This is a genomic window from Bradyrhizobium sp. CCH5-F6 (genome assembly GCF_001556045.1).
In the GTDB taxonomy this organism is placed as follows: Bacteria; Pseudomonadota; Alphaproteobacteria; order Rhizobiales; family Xanthobacteraceae; genus Bradyrhizobium.
Window position 1 is genome coordinate 210,035 of sequence record NZ_LSIC01000073.1, and the last position, 22,991, is coordinate 233,025.

Annotated in this window: 19 protein-coding genes, 1 tRNA gene and 1 riboswitch; of the genes, 10 read left to right on the forward strand and 10 right to left on the reverse strand. The window is 66.4% G+C overall.

Going from position 1 to position 22,991, the window contains the following annotated elements:
• Window positions 1–80: 80 nt before the first annotated feature.
• The gene (ggt, locus tag AX729_RS13510) at window positions 81–1,832 is read right to left on the reverse strand and encodes a gamma-glutamyltransferase (protein ID WP_061023739.1); all 1,752 of its coding nucleotides are present in this window, start codon (window positions 1,830–1,832) and stop codon (window positions 81–83) included.
• A gap of 98 nt (window positions 1,833–1,930) precedes the next feature.
• Here ggt and AX729_RS13515 point away from each other — a divergent pair, with 98 nt between their 5' ends.
• Window positions 1,931–3,316: an MFS transporter gene (locus tag AX729_RS13515; protein WP_061023741.1), complete on the forward strand. Its 1,386-nt coding sequence runs from the start codon at window positions 1,931–1,933 to the stop codon at window positions 3,314–3,316.
• Between the two features lie 58 nt (window positions 3,317–3,374).
• Here the strand turns inward: AX729_RS13515 and purH are convergent, their stop codons facing one another.
• The 3 genes from purH to AX729_RS13530 form a co-directional block, all read right to left on the reverse strand.
• Window positions 3,375–4,967 carry a bifunctional phosphoribosylaminoimidazolecarboxamide formyltransferase/IMP cyclohydrolase gene (purH, locus tag AX729_RS13520; RefSeq protein WP_061023743.1) on the reverse strand — a complete coding sequence of 531 codons (1,593 nt, stop codon included), beginning with the start codon at window positions 4,965–4,967 and terminating at the stop codon, window positions 3,375–3,377.
• A gap of 24 nt (window positions 4,968–4,991) precedes the next feature.
• Window positions 4,992–5,073: riboswitch (ZMP/ZTP riboswitch) on the reverse strand.
• A 58-nt stretch (window positions 5,074–5,131) separates the two neighbouring features.
• Window positions 5,132–6,850, reverse strand: a complete 1,719-nt coding sequence (locus tag AX729_RS13525; protein ID WP_061023853.1) for a heparinase II/III family protein — start codon at window positions 6,848–6,850, stop codon at window positions 5,132–5,134.
• A gap of 157 nt (window positions 6,851–7,007) precedes the next feature.
• Entirely contained in the window at window positions 7,008–8,354 is a 1,347-nt protein-coding gene (locus AX729_RS13530) for an RsmB/NOP family class I SAM-dependent RNA methyltransferase (RefSeq protein WP_061023746.1), read from the reverse strand.
• A 188-nt stretch (window positions 8,355–8,542) separates the two neighbouring features.
• On the opposite strand from AX729_RS13530, the gene AX729_RS13535 reads away from it, so the two are divergent.
• Together AX729_RS13535 and AX729_RS13540 are read left to right on the forward strand one after the other, a co-directional pair.
• Window positions 8,543–8,746, forward strand: a complete 204-nt coding sequence (locus tag AX729_RS13535) for a DUF1674 domain-containing protein (protein WP_061023748.1) — start codon at window positions 8,543–8,545, stop codon at window positions 8,744–8,746.
• A gap of 71 nt (window positions 8,747–8,817) precedes the next feature.
• A complete protein-coding gene (locus AX729_RS13540; protein WP_061023750.1) occupies window positions 8,818–9,408 on the forward strand; it encodes a thermonuclease family protein in 591 nt (196 codons plus the stop codon).
• 51 nt (window positions 9,409–9,459) lie between these two features.
• On the opposite strand, the gene AX729_RS13545 is transcribed toward AX729_RS13540, so the two are convergent.
• Both AX729_RS13545 and acs read right to left on the reverse strand, forming a co-directional pair.
• On the reverse strand, window positions 9,460–9,975 hold the full coding sequence (locus AX729_RS13545) for a L,D-transpeptidase (RefSeq protein ID WP_061023753.1): 516 nt from the start codon (window positions 9,973–9,975) through the stop codon (window positions 9,460–9,462).
• A 429-nt stretch (window positions 9,976–10,404) separates the two neighbouring features.
• Window positions 10,405–12,351 carry an acetate--CoA ligase gene (gene acs / locus AX729_RS13550; protein WP_061023855.1) on the reverse strand — a complete coding sequence of 649 codons (1,947 nt, stop codon included), beginning with the start codon at window positions 12,349–12,351 and terminating at the stop codon, window positions 10,405–10,407.
• 389 nt (window positions 12,352–12,740) lie between these two features.
• Here acs and AX729_RS13555 point away from each other — a divergent pair, with 389 nt between their 5' ends.
• Complete coding sequence (locus AX729_RS13555; protein ID WP_061023755.1) at window positions 12,741–13,907, forward strand: DNA topoisomerase IB; 1,167 nt, start codon at window positions 12,741–12,743, stop codon at window positions 13,905–13,907.
• 96 nt (window positions 13,908–14,003) lie between these two features.
• On the opposite strand, the gene AX729_RS13560 is transcribed toward AX729_RS13555, so the two are convergent.
• Genes AX729_RS13560 through tsaD form a run of 3 tightly spaced genes read right to left on the reverse strand, consistent with a single transcriptional unit; the run spans window position 14,004 to window position 16,476 of the window.
• Window positions 14,004–14,417, reverse strand: coding sequence for an EVE domain-containing protein (locus tag AX729_RS13560; protein WP_061023757.1), 414 nt, complete (start codon window positions 14,415–14,417; stop codon window positions 14,004–14,006).
• Between the two features lie 2 nt (window positions 14,418–14,419).
• On the reverse strand, window positions 14,420–15,400 hold the full coding sequence (locus AX729_RS13565; RefSeq protein WP_061023758.1) for an NAD(P)H-dependent glycerol-3-phosphate dehydrogenase: 981 nt from the start codon (window positions 15,398–15,400) through the stop codon (window positions 14,420–14,422).
• Between the two features lie 2 nt (window positions 15,401–15,402).
• A complete protein-coding gene (gene tsaD / locus AX729_RS13570; RefSeq protein WP_061023760.1) occupies window positions 15,403–16,476 on the reverse strand; it encodes a tRNA (adenosine(37)-N6)-threonylcarbamoyltransferase complex transferase subunit TsaD in 1,074 nt (357 codons plus the stop codon).
• Between the two features lie 149 nt (window positions 16,477–16,625).
• Between tsaD and AX729_RS13575 the strand changes: the two genes are divergently transcribed.
• From AX729_RS13575 to AX729_RS13595, 5 genes are all read left to right on the forward strand, one after another.
• Window positions 16,626–17,372 carry a uroporphyrinogen-III synthase gene (locus tag AX729_RS13575; RefSeq protein WP_061023762.1) on the forward strand — a complete coding sequence of 249 codons (747 nt, stop codon included), beginning with the start codon at window positions 16,626–16,628 and terminating at the stop codon, window positions 17,370–17,372.
• Window positions 17,373–17,435: 63 nt separating this feature from the next.
• The gene (locus AX729_RS13580; RefSeq protein WP_061023764.1) at window positions 17,436–18,689 is read left to right on the forward strand and encodes a COG4223 family protein; all 1,254 of its coding nucleotides are present in this window, start codon (window positions 17,436–17,438) and stop codon (window positions 18,687–18,689) included.
• A gap of 36 nt (window positions 18,690–18,725) precedes the next feature.
• On the forward strand, window positions 18,726–20,498 hold the full coding sequence (locus AX729_RS13585; protein ID WP_061023766.1) for a heme biosynthesis protein HemY: 1,773 nt from the start codon (window positions 18,726–18,728) through the stop codon (window positions 20,496–20,498).
• A gap of 99 nt (window positions 20,499–20,597) precedes the next feature.
• Window positions 20,598–20,673 (forward strand) — tRNA-Thr (locus tag AX729_RS13590).
• Between the two features lie 170 nt (window positions 20,674–20,843).
• The gene (locus AX729_RS13595) at window positions 20,844–21,236 is read left to right on the forward strand and encodes a hypothetical protein (protein WP_061023768.1); all 393 of its coding nucleotides are present in this window, start codon (window positions 20,844–20,846) and stop codon (window positions 21,234–21,236) included.
• Between the two features lie 67 nt (window positions 21,237–21,303).
• On the opposite strand, the gene AX729_RS13600 is transcribed toward AX729_RS13595, so the two are convergent.
• On the reverse strand, window positions 21,304–22,353 hold the full coding sequence (locus AX729_RS13600) for a polysaccharide deacetylase family protein (protein ID WP_061023770.1): 1,050 nt from the start codon (window positions 22,351–22,353) through the stop codon (window positions 21,304–21,306).
• Window positions 22,354–22,606: 253 nt separating this feature from the next.
• On the opposite strand from AX729_RS13600, the gene AX729_RS13605 reads away from it, so the two are divergent.
• Entirely contained in the window at window positions 22,607–22,945 is a 339-nt protein-coding gene (locus AX729_RS13605) for a hypothetical protein (RefSeq protein WP_061023772.1), read from the forward strand.
• Window positions 22,946–22,991 lie beyond the last annotated feature (46 nt).

Sequence of the window (22,991 nt, forward strand, 5' to 3'; positions counted from 1 at the left end):
TCACTCTCACCGCCGTTCCCGGCGCGTGCAACCCGAACGACGGTGCGCAATTGCGCACCTGCGCATGCAGGCGACGAGGTCTACTGCCCCGCCGCTTCTGCGCCGCGCGTGCGCGGATCGGACGCGCCGAGCGTTCCATTCGGCGTCACGAGAATCGAATTGGCCGATGTCTGCCCCATTGGCTCGACGATGAGATGGCCCGTGGCCTTCAGTTCGGACAGCACGTCGTCGGGAAAGCCGCGTTCGACGCGCACTTCATCCGGTAGCCATTGGTGATGCAGCCGCGGCGCAGCGACGGCGGCCGCGACGTCCATCTTGTAGTCGAGCACGTTCACGATCACCTGGAGCACGGTCGAGATGATGCGGCTGCCGCCGGGTGAGCCCGTCACCAGCACCGGCTTGCCGTCCCTCAGCACGATCGTCGGCGACATCGACGAGAGCGGCCGTTTGCCGGGGCCGGGCAGGTTCGCCTCGAAGCCGACGAGGCCATAGGCGTTGGATGCGCCAACTGCCGCGGTGAAATCGTCGAGCTCGTTGTTGAGCAGCACGCCGGTGCCCTCGGCGACCAGGCCGACACCATAGCTGAAGTTCAGCGTGTAGGTGTTGCTGACGGCGTTGCCGCGACCGTCGACGACGGAAAAATGGGTGGTGTTGCTGCCCTCGCGCGTCGCGGCAGAAGCGGACACGATTTCCTTCGACGGCGTGGCCCGCCCGGTCGAAATGCCTGCGCGCAGCCTGGCGGCGTAGTCCTTCGCGACCAGCGTCTCGATCGGCGCGTTGACGAAGGCGGGATCGCCGAGATAGCGCGCGCGGTCGGCATAGGCGCGCTTCATGGCCTCGATCAGCAGATGCAGCGATGCCGCCGATCCCTGCTTCAGATCGGCAAGCTGAAAGCCTTCGAGGATGTTGAGCGTCTCCACCAGCACCACGCCGCCGGACGAAGGCAGCGGCATCGACACGATGTCATAGCCGCGATAGGTGCCGCGCACCGGCGCGCGGATGACCGGCTGATAGGCCTTGAGGTCGGCCGCCGTCATGATGCCACCGGCATCAGTCACGGCCTTGGCGAGTTTCTCGGCGACCGTCCCCTCGTAGAATCCGCGCGGCCCCTGTGCGGCGACGCTCGACAGCGTTTCGGCGAGATCGCCCTGCACCAGCCGGTCGCCTTCCTCCAGCGGCGTGCCATCTGGTCGCGAGAAGATCCTGGCCGAGGAAGGCCAGCGTGCCAGCCGCCGGTGCCAGCTTGGCAGCGTATCGGCAATGTCGTCGCCGATAATAAAGCCGTCGCGTGCGAGCGCGATGGCGGGCGCGAGCAGTTGCGCCAGCGTGAACCGGCCCGAGCCGTATTTGTCCAACGCCAGGGCGAGGCCTGCGACGGTGCCGGGCACGCCGATGCCGAGCGCTGAATCGCGTGACTTCGCTGTATCGGGTTTGCCGTCGGCGCCGAGGAAGATCTGCGGCGTGGTCGCGGCCGGGGCGGTCTCGCGATAATCGATCGTGACGTCTTCATTGCGATCGGCGGAATGGATCACCATGAAGCCGCCGCCGCCGACATTGCCGGCACGCGGATAGGTCACCGCCATGGCAAAGCCGGTCGCGACCGCAGCATCGACCGCATTGCCGCCGCGCCGCAGGATGTCGGCACCGACCTGCGCGGAGATCTTCTCCTGCGCCACCACCATGCCGTGCTCGGCGGCGACGGCACGCACGGTGTCGCGTGGTGGCAGGACATGGCCTCGCCGCGCATCCTGAGCGGTCGCGGGAGCGAAACCGAACGCCAGAGTGGCAATGACCGCGAAAAACGTCCGCCGTGTCGAATGAGGCGACATCATCAATGTCCGTCGTGCTCTCGGGCCAGTTCACACCCTTTGCTACAATGCTATACGGTTTGCCCCGAGAGAGGCAAAACTGTTCGTGATGAGGACTGCTGATGACGACGATCGCTCCCGATCTGCGCATGGCCAGCGTGCAGCGGACCTATCCGCCGCGCGCCGCCGTCGTCAGCTGGATCTTCTTCGACTGGGCCGCGCAGCCCTATTTCACGCTGATCACGACTTTCGTTTTCGCCCCTTACTTCGCGACCAGCGTTGCGCCAAATCCCGCCACCGGCCAGTCGCTGTGGGCCTTCGCAATGGCCGCAGCGGGCCTTGCGATCGCGCTGCTGTCGCCGGTGCTGGGGGCCATCGCAGATGCGGCCGGCCGCAGGAAGCCGTGGATCGCAGGCTTCGGCGTGGTGCTGGTGCTGGCGTCCTGCACGCTGTGGATCGGCAAACCCGGCGATGACGCCGTCATTCCGTTGCTGCTCACCGCGGTCGCGCTCGCCAGCATCGGCGCCGAGTTCGCTACCGTCTTCAACAATGCAATGATGCCGACCTTGGTGCCGCCTGAACGGATCGGCCGGCTCTCCGGCACCGGCTGGGCCACGGGCTACGTTGGCGGCATCGTCAGCCTGATCATCGTGCTCGGCTTCCTCGCCGCCAATCCCGGGACCGGCCGCACGCTGCTCGGCTTCGCGCCGTTGTTCGGGCTCGACCCCGTCACTCATCGGGGGGATCGTGCCGCCGGGCCGTTGACCGGACTATGGTTCATCATTTTCGTGACGCCGATGTTCCTGTTCACGCCGGATTATCCGGCGAAGCGACCGCTGCGCGAGGCGCTGAGGGAAGGTCTGTCCGAGCTGAAGCAATCGATCAAGCGACTGCCCAAGCAGAAGTCGCTCGCGGCATTCCTGCTCGCCAACATGATCTACACCGATGGACTGGTATCGCTGTTCGCGTTTGGGGGGATCTATGCCGCCGGCACGTTCGGTTGGCACACGATCCAGATCGGCACGTTCGGCATCATGCTCGCGGTCGCGGGCGCGTTAGGTGCATGGCTCGGTGGCAAGCTCGACGACCGCCTCGGGCCGAAGCGCGTCATCGCCGGCAGTCTCCTGGTCCTGCTGCTGGCGGTGGCCGCGATCCTGCTGGTCGACAAGGATAGCGTCCTGTTCGTCAAGACCGCGCCGCCGCAAGCCGGCGCTCCCCTGTTCTCGAGCGCGGCGGAGCGCGCCTATCTCGTGCTGGGCTGCTTGATCGGTGCAGCCGGCGGCCCGCTGCAGGCCGCCTCCCGCACGCTGCTGATCCGCCTCGCGCCGCAGGATCGCATCGCGCAATATTTCGGCCTGTTCGCGCTGACGGGGAAGGTGACGTCGTTCATCGGGCCGCTCTTGATCGGCACGATCACCGCGGTGACGGCGAGCCAGAAGGCCGGCATGGCCGTGCTGGTCGTGTTCTTCGTCGCGGGACTGGGACTGTTGATGCGGGTGCGGAAATAGCGGCACCACCGTCATTCCGGGGCGCGCCACCTGGCGCGAGCCCGGAATGACAGCAAGCTCAATGCCTGAAGTGCCGCGTACCCGTGAAGACCATCGCGATGCCGTGCTCGTCGGCGGCCTTGATCACCTCGTCGTCGCGCATCGAGCCGCCGGGCTGCACCACGGCGGTGGCGCCGGCTTCGATGCAGGCGAGCATGCCGTCCGCGAACGGGAAGAACGCATCCGAGGCCACCACCGAGCCCTTGGTCAGCGGTTCGGCGAGCTTCAGCTCATGGGCCGCATCCTGCGCCTTGCGCGCCGCGATCCGTGCTGAATCCACCCGGCTCATCTGGCCCGCGCCGATGCCGACGGTGGCGAGATCCCTGGCGTAGATGATGGTGTTGGACTTGACGTGTTTTGCCACGCGGAACGCGAATTTCAGGTCGCGCATTTCCGCATCGGTCGGCGCACGCCTGGTCACGACCTTGAAGGTCATGTCGTCGACCACGGCATTGTCGCGGCTCTGCACGAGGAGGCCGCCGGCCACCGTCTTGGCCGTGAGGCCGGGCGCGCGCGGGTCGGGCAGGCTGCCGGCGAGCAACAGGCGGAGGTTCTTCTTGCCGCCGATGATGGCGATCGCCTCCTCGCTGGCGTCCGGCGCGATGATCACCTCGGTGAAGATCTTCGTGATCTCGCGGGCCGTGTCGGCATCGAGCGGACGGTTCATCGCGATGATGCCGCCGAACGCGGACGTGGAATCGCAAGCCAGCGCCCTGCGATAGGCCTCGACGAGGTTCGATCCCTCCGCGACGCCGCAGGGATTGGCGTGCTTGACGATGACGCAGGCCGCGGTGCGCTCGGCGTCGAACTCGCCGATGCATTCATAGGCCGCGTCGGTGTCGTTGATGTTGTTGTAGGAGAGCTCCTTGCCCTGGAGCTGCCGTGCGGTGGAGACGCCCGGACGCTTGTCGGGCGTCGCGTAGAACGCCGCGGTCTGGTGCGGGTTCTCGCCGTAGCGCAACGACTGGATCAGCCGGCCGCCGAAGGCGCGGAAGTCGGGCGCATCGATCTCGAGCTGGCGGTTGAACCAGTTCGAGATCGCGGCATCATACGCCGCGGTGCGGGCATAGGCCTTCGCGGCAAGGCGCCGGCGCAGTTTCAGCGTGGTCGCGCCCTTGTTGGCGGCGAGCTCGTCGAGCACGGACTGATAGTCCTGCGCTTCGACCACCACGGCGACGTCGTCATGGTTCTTTGCGGCTGCGCGGATCATCGCGGGACCGCCGATGTCGATGTTCTCGATGCAATCCTCGAAGCCGGCGCCCTTCTCGACGGTGGCTTCGAACGGATAGAGATTGACGACCAAGAGATCGATCGGCGCGATGTCATGCGCCTTCATCGCTTCGGCATGGTCCTTGTTGTCCCGGATCGCGAGCAGGCCGCCGTGGACCTTCGGATGCAGCGTCTTGACGCGGCCGTCCATCATCTCGGGGAAGCCGGTCAGCTCGGAAACGTCTTTCACCTCGAGGCCGGCCGCGGCAATGGCCTTGGCGGTGCCGCCGGTCGAGACCAGCTCGACACCGCGGGCGGCAAGCGCCTTTGCGAAATCGATCAGGCCGGTCTTGTCGGACACGGAGAGCAGGGCGCGGGTGACGCGGCGGGGATGGTCAGTCATGAGCAAGATCCTCTGTCTTAGGAGTGTCTATGCCCAGGCGCGCGGCGGTGATGTCCCGCGCTTCCCGATGGTGCTCCATCCAAGGTCGCCAGTCGCGCGAGCGCGTGCTCGATAGCAGCTTTCGGCCGGTTTCACAACGCCGGACAGGACTGACGAACGTGTCTCTACAGCGGTAGTTCCGGCTCCCGCCGCGCGTTGCGCCGGGCATTCGTGACCGTCGGCGACGCCGTGGAGCGCACAAAACTCCAGCGGATCGAGGGGGCCTGACGGGCGTCCTGACGGATCACGATCTGGGCGGTGCGGCGCGGCCCGTCATTGCCGGCCAGGAACACGCTGTCCTCGAGGTCGACCTTGTCGTCGAGCGCCTCGAAGGTCCAGACGTCGCGGTTCGGCAGCACCAGCATCACGCCGCGAGCGTCCGACAGCCGGCTCGCTTTCACCGCCGGATGCAGGTGGAAGCGCAGCGCGAAATCGGCATCCGCGCCCTTGAAGCGTCCGCCCTGCGGCGGCGACAGCGTGTCCTCGCCATCGATGCGTGCGCCGTCATTGGCGATCATCAGCACGCGGCGGTGGATTGCCCCGAACTTGGCGAGATAGCCGTCATGTGAGGTCGTCAGCAGCGTGCCGTTCTGCACGATCTCGCGATAGCTCTCGACCTGGACGGGTCCGCTGGTGATGGGGGCGCCGTGCAAGAGCCGCTTCATCGCCGACATCTCGACGAACTGGCATGACGAGGTCTCGTGATAGGTCAGCGTCGAATGCGCCGCCGTGCTGCGTGCGAACGGCCGCCAATTGTCGCGGCCCGTGGTCGGCATGCCGCAATTGCTGACGATGCGGCTGATGCCGGAAGATAGCTCGAACGACAGGCAGCCGGCATGGGCATCGTGGCTGACGCCGGCCGGCGGCGGTGGGCCGGTGTCGATGATCAACGTGGTCTGGCCGGCATCGAGGCGCTGGAAGCCGGTATGCGGCATGTTCGCCATCGGCGCGCCGTGGGTGTCGTCATAGGCGAGCAGCGTGGCGAGCAGGTCCGAAGACGTCGCGCTCATGCCGTTGAACAGGGCGAAATTGCCGTCACCGTGCCGGAAGAAGCGCAGCATCGGCATCATGCGGTCGATCGCGTTGAGCAACGCCGGCGGCGGCGCGATGTTGCGTGCGGCAAACGTCTGCCGCAGCGGCAGCAGGTCGATCAGGAGCTCGATCAGCGCACCCGGATTGCGGGAGATGTGTCCCCCGTCGGGCAGGATCTGCCGCTGCAATTCGTCGGACAGCTTCTTGGAGGCGCTGCGGATGTGGCGCGTCTGGTTGGCGAGACACAGGGCCGCGTAGCACAGCGCGATCAGCACCTGGAGCTTCGGCACTCCGTCCGGAATGTCGACCATCGTGTAGCGCAGGAAGCGGATCTCGCGGGCCAGGGCGCGCAGATAGCGGCGGTAGAATTTGTTGTCGGTCTCGCTCAGCACCAGCGGCGCCTGCGACAGCAGCGAGATCACGCGCCGGGCCAGCACGTCGGCGCGGCGCGCGACGGGGCGGCGCTTGTTGGCGGGGTTGGCGATCCAGTCCTCGATGAGCGCGCGCGCATTCGCCCGCGTCAGCGCGGTGTCGGCGGCGCGCAAATGACGCAACCAGCCGAAGCCGAGCAGCGCGACCTCCCAATCCTCCGACGGTGGTTCGAGATCGAAGATCGATCGTCCGTGGCAATTGACGATCTTGCCGGCGAAGACGAAGCGGCCGGCATAGATCTCGGCGGCGCGGGTCGCGTCCGCGGTGCGCAGGTCGTGGGGCGCGATGATCAGCCGGTCGGTGCGGCCGGGCCAGACCCGCGAGAGCGTCACGGAACCACCGCTCGCGCGCGCGAGCATGTTCCGCGCGAAGCGGTTCATGACCAGCGTCGAGATATGTCTGCGGTGAGCGACCGACACGCCTTGCCTTGATGGGGGAGAGGATCAGTGACGAATCCTTATTAATCCCAAAATCGGTCGTCTGACACCACCTTGAACGGCGCGAATCAGCGCCCCGGTCGCAAAATCCAGTGCAAAATCAGGATTTAACGAGCCGGGCCGCGAAAAATCCGTCGAGGCCGCCGAGCTTGGGATCGGCGTTCGGCAGATGGCAGGGCAGGGTGCGAAGATCGCCGTCCCGGTTGAGGATTTCGTCGAGTCCCGCCACCTCCGACGCCTCGATGGGGACGCGGCGAAGCGCAGGCTCGGCGGCGAGCAGCGCTGCCACGGCCTGCTCGCCCTCCTCGGGTTCCAGCGAACAAGTGCAGTAGATCAGCGTCCCGCCCGGCTTGAGCAGCGACATCGATTTCCGCAGCAGCCGCTGCTGGAGTGCGGCCAGGGCGGCGATGTCGGATTCCTGCCGCAGCCATGCCACGTCGGGATGCCGGCGGATCGTGCCGGTCGAGGTACAGGGCGCGTCGATCAGGATACCGTCGAAGGCCTCGGCCGGACCGGCCCATTCCACGGCGTCAGCGACGACGGTCTCGGCCTGGAGCGACAGCCGGGCAAGATTTTCGCGCAAACGTGCCACCCGGGCGGGCGAGCGGTCGATGGCCGTGACATGCGCGCCGGCATAGGCCAGCTGCGCGGTCTTGCCGCCGGGCGCGGCGCAGAGATCTGCAATGGATTTGCCATTGACGTCGCCGAACAGGCGGGCGGGCAACGCAGCGGCGGCGTCCTGGACCCACCATTGTCCTTCGGCGAATCCAGGCAGCATGGTCACCGAACCGTGCAGCAGCATCCGCACCGTTCCCGTCGGCAGCGTCTCGCCATGAAGGCGGCTCGCCCATTGTGCGGGATCCGACTTCACCGTCAGATCCAGCGAAGGCTCGTGGCCGAGCGCCAGCGCCATGTCGCGTGCGGTCGCCTCGCCATAATGCGCGCTCCAGCGCGCAAACAGCCATGGCGGCAGATCCAGCGATTGCGTCGCGACCTCCTCGATCAGCCCCTTGCCCTCGCGCGCGCAGCGGCGCAGCACGGCGTTGACGAGGCCGGCATAGCGCGCCGCGCGGCGGTCGGATTGCACGAGGCGAACGGAGAGATCGACCGCCGCGTGATCCGGCACGTCCATCCAGAGGATCTGGGCGGCGCCGATCAAGAGCGCGCTCTGCGCGCGCGGCGCGTCGGAGGGAATACCCTTGTCGAGCAGGCGGGACAGCACATGGCCGAGCGTGCCGAGCCGGCGCAGCACCGTGGCGACGAGGCGTCGCATCAGCGCACGGTCGCGATCGGCCAGCGTCTTCAGTCCGGGATGGGCGCCGCTGCCGTCGAGTTGGTCGTCAAGCGTGCGGTGCTTGTGCAGCACGCCGTCGACGATGTCGGCGGCAATCCGCCGTGCCGCAAGACCAGGCACTTCGGATGGAGGGACGAAACGTTGAGATGGCATGCGGAAGCAAGGTTCTGAGCGAGCGGCAGTTCCGCCGCAATCGGCGCATGCCTTGAGAACCCGATCTCTGGCATGCGAATATGCCAAATGTAAGAATCGCTTGCGGGTTTTTCAGCCCTTCGAGCCGATTTCAGGAATGCGTTATTGGGCATCGCGTTGCGCCCGGTCCTGCGCTAGAAAGCCTGACGATGAGCGACCAGTCTTCCGTTCCCGATCGCAAGCCGTTATCGCCGGCTGCCCAGCGCGCGCTGGCCGAAGCCGAAGCGCGCCGGCAGGCGGCGGCTGCCCAGGCAAAGGACGAGGCCAGGGCGAAGGAGTTGCAGGGGCCGAAGGGCCCCGAGCCCACCCGCTACGGCGATTGGGAGCGCAAGGGCATCGCTTCCGACTTTTGAAGTCGCCGCTTCACGCGCGCTCCTTACAAGCCACCTTGCCGGTTCAGCCGACTCAGCCCTAGCGTGCGCGGATGTCGCGCTTCGATCCCAGCCGTCCATACCGGACTTCATACAGCGGCTCGCCGTTCGGCCGTCGCTTCTCCGGACTGTTGCCGTGGATGTTCGTGGTCGGCGTTGTCACGGCCGTGGTGCTCGGCTTCCGCCAGGGAACGATCTGGCCTGTTCCGCGAGTGAATGACGAACAATCGCGCGATGCCGAAATCATCCTGCAGCAGTCCGGCGCGGCTGGCGCTCGTCAACCGATCGAGGTCATTCGCACCGTCGATGGCGACACGTTTCTGGCGCGCGTGCATCAGCCCAATGGTGCTGATCTCGTCGCGCGTGTTCGGCTGCGCGGCATCGATGCGCCCGAACTGAAGGCGTCCTGCCAGGAGGAGCTGGACAAGGCCGAAGCTGCGGCCCGCGCACTGCGCGATCTGCTCGGTCAGGGCGGCGTGACGATCACCAATCTCGGTTCCGACAAATACGGTCGTGTTCTCGCCGACGTCGCCACCCGGAAGACTGCGAGCGTTGCGGCGGCATTGGTCGCAGGCGGTTTCGTACGCAGTTACAATGGCGGCCATCGCAACGGCTGGTGCGCGCGCGGCTGGCGCTTCTGGTAACAAAAAGCCGCGTCGGTGACGCGGCCTCTTCATCCTGGCTGTTTCAGGCGGTCAGCGCGTGACGACCACCGTCGTGCCGACGGAGACGCGGCCATAGAGATCGGTGATGTCGTCGTTGAGCATGCGGATGCAGCCATAGGAGACGAAGCCGCCGATCGAGCCCGGCACATTTGTACCGTGGATCGCATATTCACCGCCGGCCAACGTCATCGCCGCAACGCCCATCGGGTTGCGCGGCGAGCCGCCCGGAATGACGTCGGGGATATTGGGCTTGTCGCGCTTCACCTCGGCAGGCGGCGCCCAGGCCGGATTGAGATATTTGCCGTCGATCTTCGTCGTGCCGGCCCATTGCTTGCCGGCCTTGCCGACGCCGACCGGATAGCGCACGGCGTGGCCGTTATCGAGGATGAGATAGAGCCGCCGCTCGCTGGTCTTGACCACGATGGTGCCCGGCGAATAGTCGGCCAGGTGCGCGCCCACCAGCTCCGGCCGCGCCTCTGCCGCCGTCGACATCAAGACCCCGGCCCCGATGGTGGCGGCCAGCGCCACCGCAATCCTCATCGACATCGATGCTTCCCCTTGCCCTAAAACGGATCGCTCAAAATTACGCAGAACCCGGCAATCGCCGCGCCAGGCCCTCATAGCGCTCATTCTTAACCGCGCCTGTTAACCGGATGGTTTCCACGCACGGCCGCCGAGGGCCAGCCAGCAGCGGGAACAAAGGAAATGTTCGAAATAAAGTAAATGACATGAAAACAACACTTGGCGGGAAAGGTGCCGGACGCGGCAGGGCAGTCCTGACAAGTGTGTGAGGATGTGAACGGCCGTTGTTTCGAGGAGGCGTTGGCGCGAAAGGCAGCCCTGGCCCGCACGCACAGCAGCGCCTTGACGCTGCTGTGCGTGGAGCCGGAACACGGCTTCTTCATGCGGCTGGGTAACCCCGGTTCAGCAGCGCATCACTTACGGGCTGCGCTGCGTCCGCGGCACGAGAGCGGCTTACGCCGACTTCCGGTTCTGCCGGTTCTTGACGAGGTCGTCGACGACAGCGGGATCGGCCAGGGTCGAGGTGTCGCCCAGGCTGCCCGGCTCGTCTTCGGCGATCTTGCGCAGGATGCGGCGCATGATCTTGCCCGAGCGGGTCTTGGGCAGGCCCGGCGCGAACTGGATCTGGTCGGGCGAAGCGATCGGACCGATCTCCTTGCGCACCCAGGTGACGAGCTCCTTGCGCAGATCGTCGGTCGGCTGCACGCCGGCCATCAGGGTGACATAGGCGTAGATGCCCTGGCCCTTGATGTCGTGCGGGAAGCCGACCACCGCCGCTTCCGACACCTTCTCATGCGCGACCAGAGCGCTCTCGACCTCGGCGGTGCCCATGCGATGGCCGGAGACGTTGATGACGTCGTCGACGCGACCGGTGATCCAGTAATAGCCGTCGGCATCGCGCCGGCAGCCGTCGCCCGTGAAGTACTTGCCCTTGTAGGTCGAGAAATAGGTCTGCTCGAAGCGGGCGTGATCGCCGTAGACCGTGCGCATCTGGCCGGGCCAGGACCGCGTCAGGCAGAGATTGCCCGTGGTCTCGCCTTCCAGCACCTTGCCGTCGGCATCGACGATCTCGGGGACGACGCCGAAGAAGGGCTGCGTCGCCGAGCCCGGCTTCAGCCTGGTGGCGCCCGGCAGCGGTGTGATCAGGATGCCGCCGGTCTCGGTCTGCCACCAGGTGTCGACGATCGGGCAGCGATCGTCGCCGACGACGCGGTGATACCACTCCCAGGCCTCCGGGTTGATAGGCTCACCGACCGAGCCAAGCAGGCGCAAGCTCGCGCGCGAGGTCTTCTTCACGGGCTCGTCGCCCGATTGCATCAGCGCGCGGATCGCGGTCGGCGCGGTGTAGAAGATGTTGACCTTGTGCTTGTCGATGACGTTCCAGAACCTGGAATTATCGGGATAATTCGGCACGCCCTCGAACATCAGCGTGGTCGCCCCGTTCGCCAGCGGCCCGTAGAGGATGTAGCTGTGGCCGGTGACCCAACCGACGTCGGCGGTGCACCAGTAGATGTCGCCGTCGTGATAGTCGAAGACGTATTGATGCGTCATCGAGGCGAACACGAGATAGCCGCCGGAGGTGTGCAGCACGCCCTTGGGCTGGCCGGTCGAACCCGAGGTGTAGAGGATGAACAGCGGATCCTCGGCGTGCATGTGCTCGACCGGGCATTCGGTCGTCACCATTGCCGCGGCTTCGTGGTACCAGAGGTCGCGCGTCGGGTTCATGTCGACCTTGCCGCCGGTGCGCTTGACCACGACGACCCAGTCGACGCCGTCGGCCTTGGCGAGCGCCGCATCGACATTGGCCTTCAGCGGCACCTTCTTGCCGCCGCGCAGGCCTTCATCCGCGGTGATGACGACCTTGGACTGGCAGTCGTTGATGCGCTGGGCGAGGCTGTCGGGCGAGAAGCCCGCGAACACCACGGAGTGGATCGCGCCGATCCGGGCGCAAGCGAGCATCGCATAGGCCGCTTCCGGAATCATCGGCAGGTAGATGGTGACACGGTCGCCCTTCCCGACGTTGCGGGTGCGCAGGATGTTCGCCATCCGGCAGACCTCGTCGTGCAGCTCCTGATAGGTGATGTGCCTGGACTGCGAGGGGTCGTCGCCTTCCCAGATGATCGCGGTCTGGTTGGCGCGCGTGTGAAGATGCCGGTCGATGCAATTGTGGGCGACGTTGAGAACGCCGTCCTCGAACCATTTGATCGAGATGTTGCCGGGCGCGAACGAGACGTTCTCGATTTTCGTCGGCGACTTCATCCAGTCGATGCGCTTGGCCTGCTCTGCCCAGAAGCCGTTCGGGTCCGAGATCGAGCGGGCGTACATCTCCTTGTACTTGGCCTGGTCGACCCAGGCGCGCTTCGCCCACTCCGCGGGGACGTCGTAGATCTTCTCGGACATGCTTCCCTCCACATGCGGCAGGCCGAACGCCAGCGATCGGCGAGCCGACTTGATCATTGACTGATTATGCGTCGGGCTAACCGGACCCGACAAGGAGCACAAGCTGGACCTTCGGCGGGCTGTCGGCCATGCGGAGGATCAAGGCCGCCCGCTGCGACTGTCGCAGATTTGAAACAGGCCTTTTCGGTGTTTACCCCGTTGCGTGGAACGGGCCGGCGCAGAGCCTCATGCAGCGCTAGAGGTATTTAGCAACCTCCCTTCACTGATTCGGGACTCGCAATGCGGTTCGGAACACCCTAAATGGCCAACCCGGGCCCAAAGAGACCCCTCGGAACAAAAATCAGAACAGCGGCATTGAACGATAACAGGCAGGGCTAAGGCATAAAGCTATGATGGATCAGCAGAATCTCGGGACGATGCGGCCCGCTTCAGCCGATCCTGCGGCCATTGCGCTGGCCAAAGCCCTCGGACAATGGCCCAAACCGACGGGTTTCAGGCGCCCCAGCCCGAAAAAGACGTTCGATACGGCGCCGGCGACGGTCGAGGCGCTCGCCAAGGAGCACGGCCTGCGGCTGGGCGACCAGAACGAGCTGACCATCCGGCGCGTCAAGCGCGGCAAGGGCTACTCCTTCGTCCGCCCCAACGGCGCGCATATCCGCGATGCCCGCACCATCCGCCGCCTGCATGCCATGGCGGTGCCGCCGGCCTATCGCGAGGTTCGCTACTCGGCCGATCCGAATTCGCATCTCCAGGCGGTGGGACGCGATGCCGCGGGCCGGCTGCAATACCGCTATCACGCCGATTGGGAGAAGGTCCGCGAGCACCGCAAGGCGCATCGCCTGGAAAAGCTCGTCGGGGCGCTGCCAAAAATCCGGCGCAAGGTCTCGGCGTTCCTGTCGGGCGACGAGCCGACGCGTGAGTTCGCGCTCTCGGCCGTGATCGAGCTGATCGCGCGGACCGCGATCCGCCCCGGCAACGAGTCCTATGCCCGTCTCAACGGCACCCGCGGCGCAACCACGCTGCTGAAATCCAACGTCACGCTCGAGGACGACTGCTTCGTGCTGACCTTCAAGGCGAAGGGCGGCAAGGCTGTGCGGAAGGAGTGCGACGCGGCCAAGCTGGTGCGTGCCATCGGCATCCTGCAGGCCGTCCCCGGCAAACGCATGTTCCAGTACCGCGATGCCTACGGCGTCGTGCGCGCGGTCAGCACCACCCAGGTCAATGCGTTTCTGCGCGAGATCGCCGGCATCAAGATCTCGCTCAAGGATTTTCGTACGTTGATGGCGTCCGCCGTCGTGGTGGAATCGCTGTCACGGATCACGCCAGCCACCAGCCAGCGCGGCCGCAAGAAGCAGGTGCTGGACGCAATCCGCGCCGCCGCAGACAAGCTTTCCAACACGCCGGCGATCTGCCGCAAGAGCTACGTCCACGACACCATCGTCACCGCATTTGAAGAGGGCATCCTCGAGCGCTTCGCCGCGACCATGAAGGGCCAGCGCTCCCAGGCGAGGCGCGAGCAGCTGCTGGCGCAGGTGGTGGCGACCGTCGCGGTGTGATGCGCATCCGGCATCGTAGCCCGCATGAGCGTAGCGATATGCGGGTGGAGTGATCCCGGATGTCGCTGCGCTCATCCGGGCTACGGCGGCGGTGATCTACACCCCGCCCATCTTGCAGACGAGTTTCCACTCCTCCGCCGTCACCGGCTGCACCGACAGGCGTGAATATTTCACGAGCGCCATGTCGGCGAGCTTCTTCTCGGCCTTGACCGCGGCCATCGTCACCGGCGTCGCCAGGGGCTTGTCGGCCTTGATGTCGACGCAGACGAATTTACTGGTCTTGTCGGTCGGATCCGGATAGGCCTCCTTGATGACCTCCGCGATCCCGACGATCTCCTTGCCCTCGTTGGAATGATAGAAGAACGCCTTGTCACCCTTCTTCATGTTCACGAGGTTCTGGCGCGCGGTGAAATTGCGCACGCCGGTCCAGGCCTCGCCCTTGGCGCCTTTCGCGACCTGCTGGTCCCAGGACCACACCGACGGTTCGGATTTCACGAGCCAGTACGCCATGCTTATTCCTCTGCCTTGAAGGGGCGCGTCATCAGCGCCGAGATCGCGGCGTCGATCGTGCGGCGGCCGCTCAGGATCGCCGCGACCGCCTCTGATACCGGCAACTCGATGTGTTGCGAAGCTGCGAGTTCGATCAGCACGGGTGCCGTGAACTCGCCCTCGGCGAGCTTGCCGGCGGGAGGCTGCTCGCCGCGTCCCAGCGCGAGCCCGAGCGCGAAGTTGCGCGATTGCGGGCTCGAGCAGGTCAGGATCAAATCGCCGAGACCCGACAAGCCGGTGAGCGTCTCGCTGCGCGCGCCGAGCGCGCGGCCAAGACGCGTCAACTCCGCAAAGCCGCGGGTCGTGAGCGCAGCCTGGGCCGAGGCGCCGAGCTTGCGCCCGACCGCGATGCCCACCGCGATTGCCAGCACGTTCTTGGCCGCACCGCCGATCTCGACACCCCGGATGTCCGTGGAGTGATAGGGCCGGAACGTCGGCGAGCCCAGTGCCAGCACGAGCGCGCTCGCCAGCGTCTCATCGCTTGCTGCCAGGGTCACCGCCGTCGGCAGGCCGCGCGCGACGTCGTCGGCGAAGCTCGGGCCCGACAGGATGGCCGGTTGCGCGTGCGGTGCGGCCTCGGCGATCACGTCGGTCATGAACTTGTGGGTGCCGTGCTCGATCCCCTTGGCGCAGGCGACGATCGGCACCGGCCTTGCCAGATGCGATACCAGCATGTTGACGGCGCCGCGCAAATGTTGCGCCGGTGTCGCAATCAGCAGCATGTCCGCGCGCGCCGCGAGAGAAAGATCGCTCGTCACGACGATGTCAGGCGCAAGCTGGACGCCCGGCAGCCGCGGATTGTCGCGTGTCGATGCGATCCGCCTCGCATGTTCGGTGTTGCGTGCCCACAGCGTCACGGTACGCCCGGCTCGCGCTGCAACGGTCGCCAGCGCCGTGCCCCAGGCGCCGGCGCCGATCACCGCGACGGAGTCGAACGCCGACATCGCTAGAATCCCGCCCGCGTCTTGCCGTAACCGGCGGGCGCCGTCGCGTTGGCGTCGAGCAGCCATCGTGCGCGCGGCTGCGCTTCCATCGTGTCGGTCAGGCCGAGCGCGAGGCGTTCGGCGCCGGCCCATGCGATCATTGCGCCGTTGTCGGTGCAGAGCGCGGGCGGCGGCACGATCAGTTGCGTCTGCGCTTGATTCGCGACGTCATCGAGAGCGCTGCGGATCGCCTGATTGGCGGCGACGCCGCCGGCAGCGACGAGTGCGTGCGGCGCGCCGAACCTTTCGCGGAAAAGCCTGAGGCCGACGCTGAGCCTGTCGGCGATCGAGTCGAGCACGGCGGCCTGAAAACTCGCGCAGAGATCGTTGACGTCCTGCGGCGTGAGCTCAGCCAGCCGGCTCGCTTCGGTGCGCACCGCCGTCTTCAATCCCGACAGCGAGAAATTGGCATCGGGGCGTCCCTGCATCGGCCGAGGAAACGCAAAGCGCGTGGCGTCGCCGGCTGCCGCAGCGCGTTCCACCTGCGGCCCGCCGGGATAGGGCAGCCCCAGCATCTTCGCGACCTTGTCGAAGGCCTCGCCGATCGCGTCGTCGACCGTGGTGCCGAGCCGTACATATTGGCCGACGCCGGTGACTGCGACGATCTGGGTATGGCCGCCGGAGGCGAGGAAGAGGCAATAGGGAAATTCGATCCCATCGGTGAGCCGAGGCGTCAGCGCATGCGCTTCGAGATGGTTCACCGCGATCAGCGGCGTGTCGTGCACCATCGCGATCGCCTTTGCGGTGGTGAGCCCGACGATGACGCCGCCGATCAGGCCGGGTCCCGCGGCGGCTGCGACGCCGCTCAGTTGGGCGAAGCCGATGCCGGCCTCACGCATGGCGCGATCGATGATGCCGTCGAGCAGATCGACATGAGCTCGGGCCGCGATCTCCGGCACGACGCCGCCGAAGCGGGCATGCTCCTCGACCTGCGACCTCACGATGTTGGACAGGATCTTGCCGCTGCCGTCAGGCGCGCGCTCGATCACGGCAGCCGCGGTTTCGTCGCAGGTGGTTTCTATGCCCAGCACCAGCATTGGCGAATTGTTATCCAATTTGCGCCCTTGCGCTCATCCATAAAGCAGAGTTCTGGTACGTCCGGTAGCATCCCGAGGTCGGCTTGCGCAATCGTGACGCGCGGCCGTCCAGGTCAATGCGTCCGCCACGTGGTTCGGGAACAGCAGCGATGTCCATTCTTGTCACACGGCCGCATCCCGACAATGAGGCGACGGCGGAAAGCCTGCGCGCGCGCGGCCATGCTGTGCTGCTGGCCCCGGTGCTCAAGTTCGAGCCGGTCGCATTCCTTGGCGAGAGTGAGGCTCCCTATGGGGCCGTTCTCGTCACGTCAGCCAACGCGATCCGCGGCCTCGCGCCGCAAATGCCGGGTCTCGATCTCCTGGAGCTGCCTTTGTTTGCGGTCGGCGAGCATACGGCTGCTGCGGCGCGCGCGGCCGGTTTTACCGAGGTGATTGTCGCCGGCGGCGATGCTGCTTCCTTGCGCGACAAGGTGATGCAGAGCGCGCGCGACAAGGTACTGAAAAAGAAGAGCGCACTGCTGTATCTCGCCGGCGCGGATCTGTCGCGCGACCTCGGCGGCGAACTCGGTGCCGAGGGGTTCCGTGTGGTCACGCAGACGACCTATCGCATGGCGCCGGTCACGCATCTGCCGCGTGAGGTTTGCGAGGCCTTTGCCGCCCACGCGGTCGAGGCGGTGCTGCACTACTCCCGGCGCAGCGCACGAGCGTTTCTGGATGCGGCGCGTGACGAAGGCGTCGAAATTTCGGCGCTGGCTATCCCCCATTGCTGCCTGTCCGCGACCGTTGCGAGCGTGCTGCGCGACGCCGGCGCGTCACAGGTTCTGGTGGCCGCAACGCCGGACGAAAGTGCCTTATTCGACACCTTGGAGCGTGCGTTGCGCACCCGTTTGGCGTAAGAGGTCTGGCCGAATCCGACGCAATCTTGTTCACCTGGTATGGAAGTGTGAGGAACCGTCACGATGGCCGACGACAAGCCTGAAGACGCTGGATTGGCGCCCGACGAGGGTCGTGCCAGGCGCACCCCGCCCACCATCGATCTTGAGGCGACGGAAGTCTCGACCCAGCCGCAGCAGGTCGCGGGCGAGCCTGAGGCGCCCGAGCATGCCGCGCAGGAGCAGGCCAGGGTCGAAGAACCGGGATCGGAAGAGATCAAGGCCGAGCCTCAGTCCGAGTCTGCAGAGGAGCAGGTTTCCGTAGCGGCCGCACCCGTGTCGGCGCCGATTTCCCCCTGGGTCGTTGCGCCATTCTCCGGCGCCGCCGCAGCGGCAGTCGTGATCGCGGTGGGCTGGATGCTGGGCTGGCCCGCGGTGCAGGCGCCGCCCGCCGCGCCGCAGGTCACCAGTGCGTCCGTCGATGCGCTGAGCGCACGCATAGCCGCAGTAGAAGCCAAGGCCGGCAAGCCCGCAGCCGATCCGGCCATGGCGGCGCGGATCGACGCGCTGGAGAAATCCGCAAGCAGCCTGCGCAGCGACATGGCCAGTTTGCGTGCGCAGTCCGACAGGACCGCGAGCGCCCTCAACGACGTGAAAGCGGCGGCGCCTGCCGCAGCACCTGATCTTGCCGCTGTCCTCGACCGCATCGCCCAGCTCGAGCGCGCGAGCAAGACGGAGCGCGCCGAGCTCGCACAGCAGGGCGAGAAGATCGCCGCCGCCATGACGGTGGACGACAGGCCGCTGCGCAACGTGGTGGCGGCGGCCCTGCTCGACGTCGCCGTTCGCCACGGCGATCCCTATCAATCGCAACTGATTGCGGCGCGGTCGCTTGCGGCCAAGCCGGACATGCTGAAGCCGCTCGACGCGTTTGCGTCGTCCGGCATTCCGACGCCGGTCGCATTGAGCCGCGAGCTCCTCAACATCGTGCCGAAGCTGTCGCCGCCGGCGGAAGCTCCGGCGAGCGACGCCGGCATCGTCGAGCGTCTCCAGGCGGGAGCGTCAAAACTCGTTCGCATCGAGCGCACCGACAGGGCCGGCAACGATCGCGGCGCCATCGTTGCGCGCGTGACGGCGGCTGCGCTCCGCAACGATTTCGCGGAAGCGCGGCGCGAGCTGAAGACTCTGCCCGAGGCCGATCGTGCCCCGGCGCAAGCCTGGCTCGACAAGGCCGATGCCCGCGAAGCCGCGCTCGCCGCGTCCCGCAAATTCGCCGACGATGCCATGGCGGATCTCGCCAAGCCTGACTCTGTCAAGTCTGATCCGGTCAAGCCTCCTCAGTAAAGGGTCGCGCAACAATCGGCGCGTATAGGGATCGCCATGCTTCGCATCGTCCTCTTTCTCGTCCTGATCGCACTGGCGGCGGCCGGCGCGGCCTGGGTTGCCGATCAGCCCGGCGATCTCGTGCTGACCGCGGGTGGTTTCCGAATCTCGACGACGCTTCCCAGGTTCGTGTTCCTGCTTGGCCTGTTTGCCGCAGCCGTCGTGCTGGTCTGGAGCATTCTGACGACGATCTGGCGCACGCCCGGGCGCCTGCGTCGCCGTCGCCACGAAAAGCGCCAGGCGCGGGGACGCCACGCCATCACCCACGGCCTTCTCGCCATCGGTCACGGCGATCCTGGGCTCGCCCGCCGTCACGCCGACGCGGCGCGGCGGCATGCGCCGAACGATCCGCTCGCGCTGCTGCTGCACGCGCAGTCGGCGCAGCTCGAAGGCAATCGCGACGAGGCGCAGCGCGTCTTCCGCGTCATGGCCGAGCGCGAGGATACACGGCTGCTCGGCCTGCGCGGCCTGTTCATCGAGGCGCAGCGCGCCGACGATGCGGTCGGCGCGGTGATGATCGCGGAGGAAGCGATCAAGCTGTCGCCGTCCTCGACCTGGGCTTCTCATGCGGTGCTCGGCTTCCGCTGCGCGCGCGGGGACTGGAGCGGCGCACTCACGATTCTCGACTCGAATCTGCGCGCGGGGCAGATCGACAAGCAGACCTATCGCCGGCAGCGCGGCGTCCTGCTCACCGCGCGCGCGCTGGAACTGGAAACGATGGACCGCGACGTCGCGCGCGAGAGCGCGATGGAGGCGGTCAAGCTCGCACCGACCCTGGTGCCGGCGGCGGTGCTCGCGGCGAAATTCGAGAGCGAGGCGCATCAGGTGCGCCGCGCCATGAAGCTGGTGGAAGCCGCCTGGCTCGCCAATCCGCACCCCGATCTCGCGGATGCCTATGCGCATGTGAAGCTCGGCGATACCGCCTGGCACCGCCTGCAACGGGTCGAGACCCTCGCCGCGAAGACGCCGGCCGACAAGCCCGGCCATTTCGAAGGCCAGCTCGCGATCGCACGCGCTGCCATCGACGCCTCGGAGTTCGCCCGCGCGCGCGAGGTGCTCGCGCCTTATCTCAAGGATCCGACCCAGCGCGTTGCGCTGCTGATGGCCGAGATCGAGCGCACCGAGCATGGCGACGGCGGCCGCGCCCGCGCCTGGACCTTGCGCGCGGTGCGCGCGCGCCTCGATCCCGCCTGGACCGCGGACGGCTATGTCAGCGAGCGCTGGCGACCGGTCTCTCCGGTCACCGGCCGCCTCGATGCGTTCCAGTGGCAGACGCCGGTCGCGAGCCTGCCCTCGGACAGGGGCGCGATGATCGAATCCTCGGCGTTCGAGGAAGCCATGCTGGCCGCCCCGCCGCCGAAGCGGGTGGCGGCACCCGCAAGCGACATCCCGGTGGAACCGGCAGTGGCGGCTCCGGCCCCGACACCGGCCGCCCAGGACAATTCGCCCCCTGAGGCCAAGGAGACGCCAAAGGAAGCCGCGAAGGAGGCGCCAAAGGAAGAGCCGATGGTCACGCCCGCCGAGCCGGCCGATCCGGCTCCGGCGCCCGCCGAATCATCGCCGCCAGCGGCAACGCCGGTCTTCCGAACCCGGGCTGACCTCGGCAAGCCGGCCCCGGCACCAATCCAGGCCATCATCCCGATCGTCCGCGCACCGGATGATCCCGGGATCGACGACGACGGCCCGACCGATGAATTTACGGAACAAATCGGCACGCCGAAGGCCCAGGCCGGCGGCTGGCGCGGTTTCTGGTCCCGCTGGGGCGCGTGAGGCGATTTCGCCTCCCGCTTGTCCTTGCCAATTCGGGCCGTGCCCGATATCAGGAGCGCGCGTATCGGGGCCGGTATCGTCCGGTCTCCGGCAGGGTTCGCCGCAATAGCTCAGTCGGTAGAGCACGTCATTCGTAATGACGGGGTCGGGGGTTCGAATCCCTCTTGCGGCACCAGCGCCCCGTTTGTCCGGCCCGAAGAGACAGGTTCAGCCGGTCCCGCAAACGCGGCGTTTCGACCAGCGCGTCGGCCTTCATGAAGGCTCGTTCAGCCGGGTGATCGCGATCACATAACCTCAGACATGTCTCCCCTAACGTCTTGGTCACAAAACACGGGGAGACTTCACATGCGCAAGATCATTCTGGTTGCCGTCATGCTCGTGGCTTCTGCGTCTGCCCAGGCAGGCGGCTCACGCAGTCTGTCCTTGGCCGCGGCAGGCGAACAGAGCCCCGCTCCGCAAACGGCGACGTCGGTTGCCACTGTCACGACGCAGGTGAGCGAAGCCGCGCCAGCTACGGACGCTCCAAAATATTCCGATCGTCCGCCGGCGGTGTCGCTCTCCGCGCCGCTTCCGGCGACCGCTCCGACGGTGACCACGCCCACGACGACTCCCGCGCCCGTCACTGCGACCAAGCCTGCTGTCAAAAGCGCGGCAAGGACGGACAAGCCGAAGCACAAGCGCAGCTGGACCGAGCGCCGCATCATCAGCGAACTGCATCGTCACGGCATCTATTGGTAAGCCGCTCGCTCAACGCAAATGGCCGGGCGAAAAGCCCGGCCATGCGCATTTGAATTGGTGGTCTGAGTTACTGCGAAACCGTCTGCACCACGCTCGAGATCGGACGCGCATTCGTGCCGGCGGTCGGCACCTTCATGTCCTTCATCAGCGCCTCGTCATATTCCGGCAGCGTCTGGAGGCTCGTCTTGGCCTTCATCTGCACGACCTTGTAGCCCCCGGCCTTGAGCCGCGCGAGCAGCGTCGGCAACGCCAGGCCGGTGTTCTTCTGGAAATCGTGCATCAGGATGATGCCCTTGCCGAGCTTGTCGAGCCTGGTCATCACGGTCTCGACGATCTTCTCCGGCGTCGCGCCCTTCCTGAAGTCGAAGGAGTCGATCTCGGTCGAGAACATCGCGACGTTGCGGGTGCCGAAATAGGCCACCATCGCCGGGTTGTGCTGAAGCTGCGGGAATCGGAAGAACGGCGCCGGGTTGGTGCCGAGCGCGAATCTCACCGCGCTGAAGCCCTTCTCGACCTCGTCCTTGACCTGTTGCTCCGTCAGCTTCTTGCTGTTCAGGTTGACATGCGACCAGGTGTGCGTGCCGACCGTGTGGCCCTGGGCCAGCACCTGCTTCAGGATTTCCGGATGATAGGTCGCGTGCTTGCCGACGGAGAAGAACAGGCCCTTGGTGCATTCATCCGCGAGCGCCTTCAGCACCGCGGGCGTGTTGACGGGCCACGGACCGTCGTCGAAGGTCAGCACGACCTCCTTCTCGGTGAGGAAGTCGAATTGCTTGAAGTGCTCGAAGCCGAAGCCGGGACCGCCCGTGGTGTCGATCTCGACCACGCGGGCAACGCCAAGCGCGTTCGGATTGGCACAGACCTGCTTCTGCTGCACTGGCATGGCGGGCGCGGGCGCAGGAGTGGCTGCCGCCGGCTTGGCCGCGACGGCCGCAGTGGTCTCGACATCATCCTTGGCGGCGAGCTTCGCCTGTGCCGGCAATGGATCGGCGGCACGGGCGGCAACTGTCTTGGGAGCGCCCTGATCGGCGCGCGCGGAATAATAGAACCAACCGCCGGCGGCGATCACGACCGCCGCAACTACACTGGCCAGCATCAGGCCCAACGCATTACGCATCGCTACTCTTTCCAATTACGCAACCAAACTGGCGGAAACGCCCGCGCGACGAACCATTAATGCGAAGGAACAGTTAACGTGACACCAACGCGACGGCGGTTGCGGAGGAATTTCAGCGAGGTGCGCCAAAGTGACTGAGGTCACAGAGACTCGGCCTGTCGTGACCATCATCACAGTGGAAACGGTTTTGCTGGAGCATCGTAGCTCCCATCAACAACGGGCCCGCCAGCGGCGGTGCCAATGGGAGCTTCAAATGTCCAAGTGCATTTCCGCCAACCCCTCTTCTGCCAAGTGCCATTCTGCCAAGTCCCTGACGAACAAGATCCGCGACACCAGCCTCGCCCTCGGCTTTGCCGCCATCGTCTCGATCGTCTCGACCAGCTCGAGCTTCGCCTTCTCGTCCGAAGCGCAGCAGATGTGCACCGGCGATGCCTTCCGCCTGTGCTCGGCGGAAATCCCCAACATCCCGAAGATCACGGCGTGCATGATCAAGCATCGTTCGGATCTGAGTGCCGGTTGCCGCGCGGTGATGGACAAGACCCTCGCCAAGGGCGCCTCGCGCAAGGTCGCTGACGCCCAGGACCAGCAGTAAGCAACGGTCATCGTTGCGTCGGTAAGCTCCCCTCGCGATGTGCCCC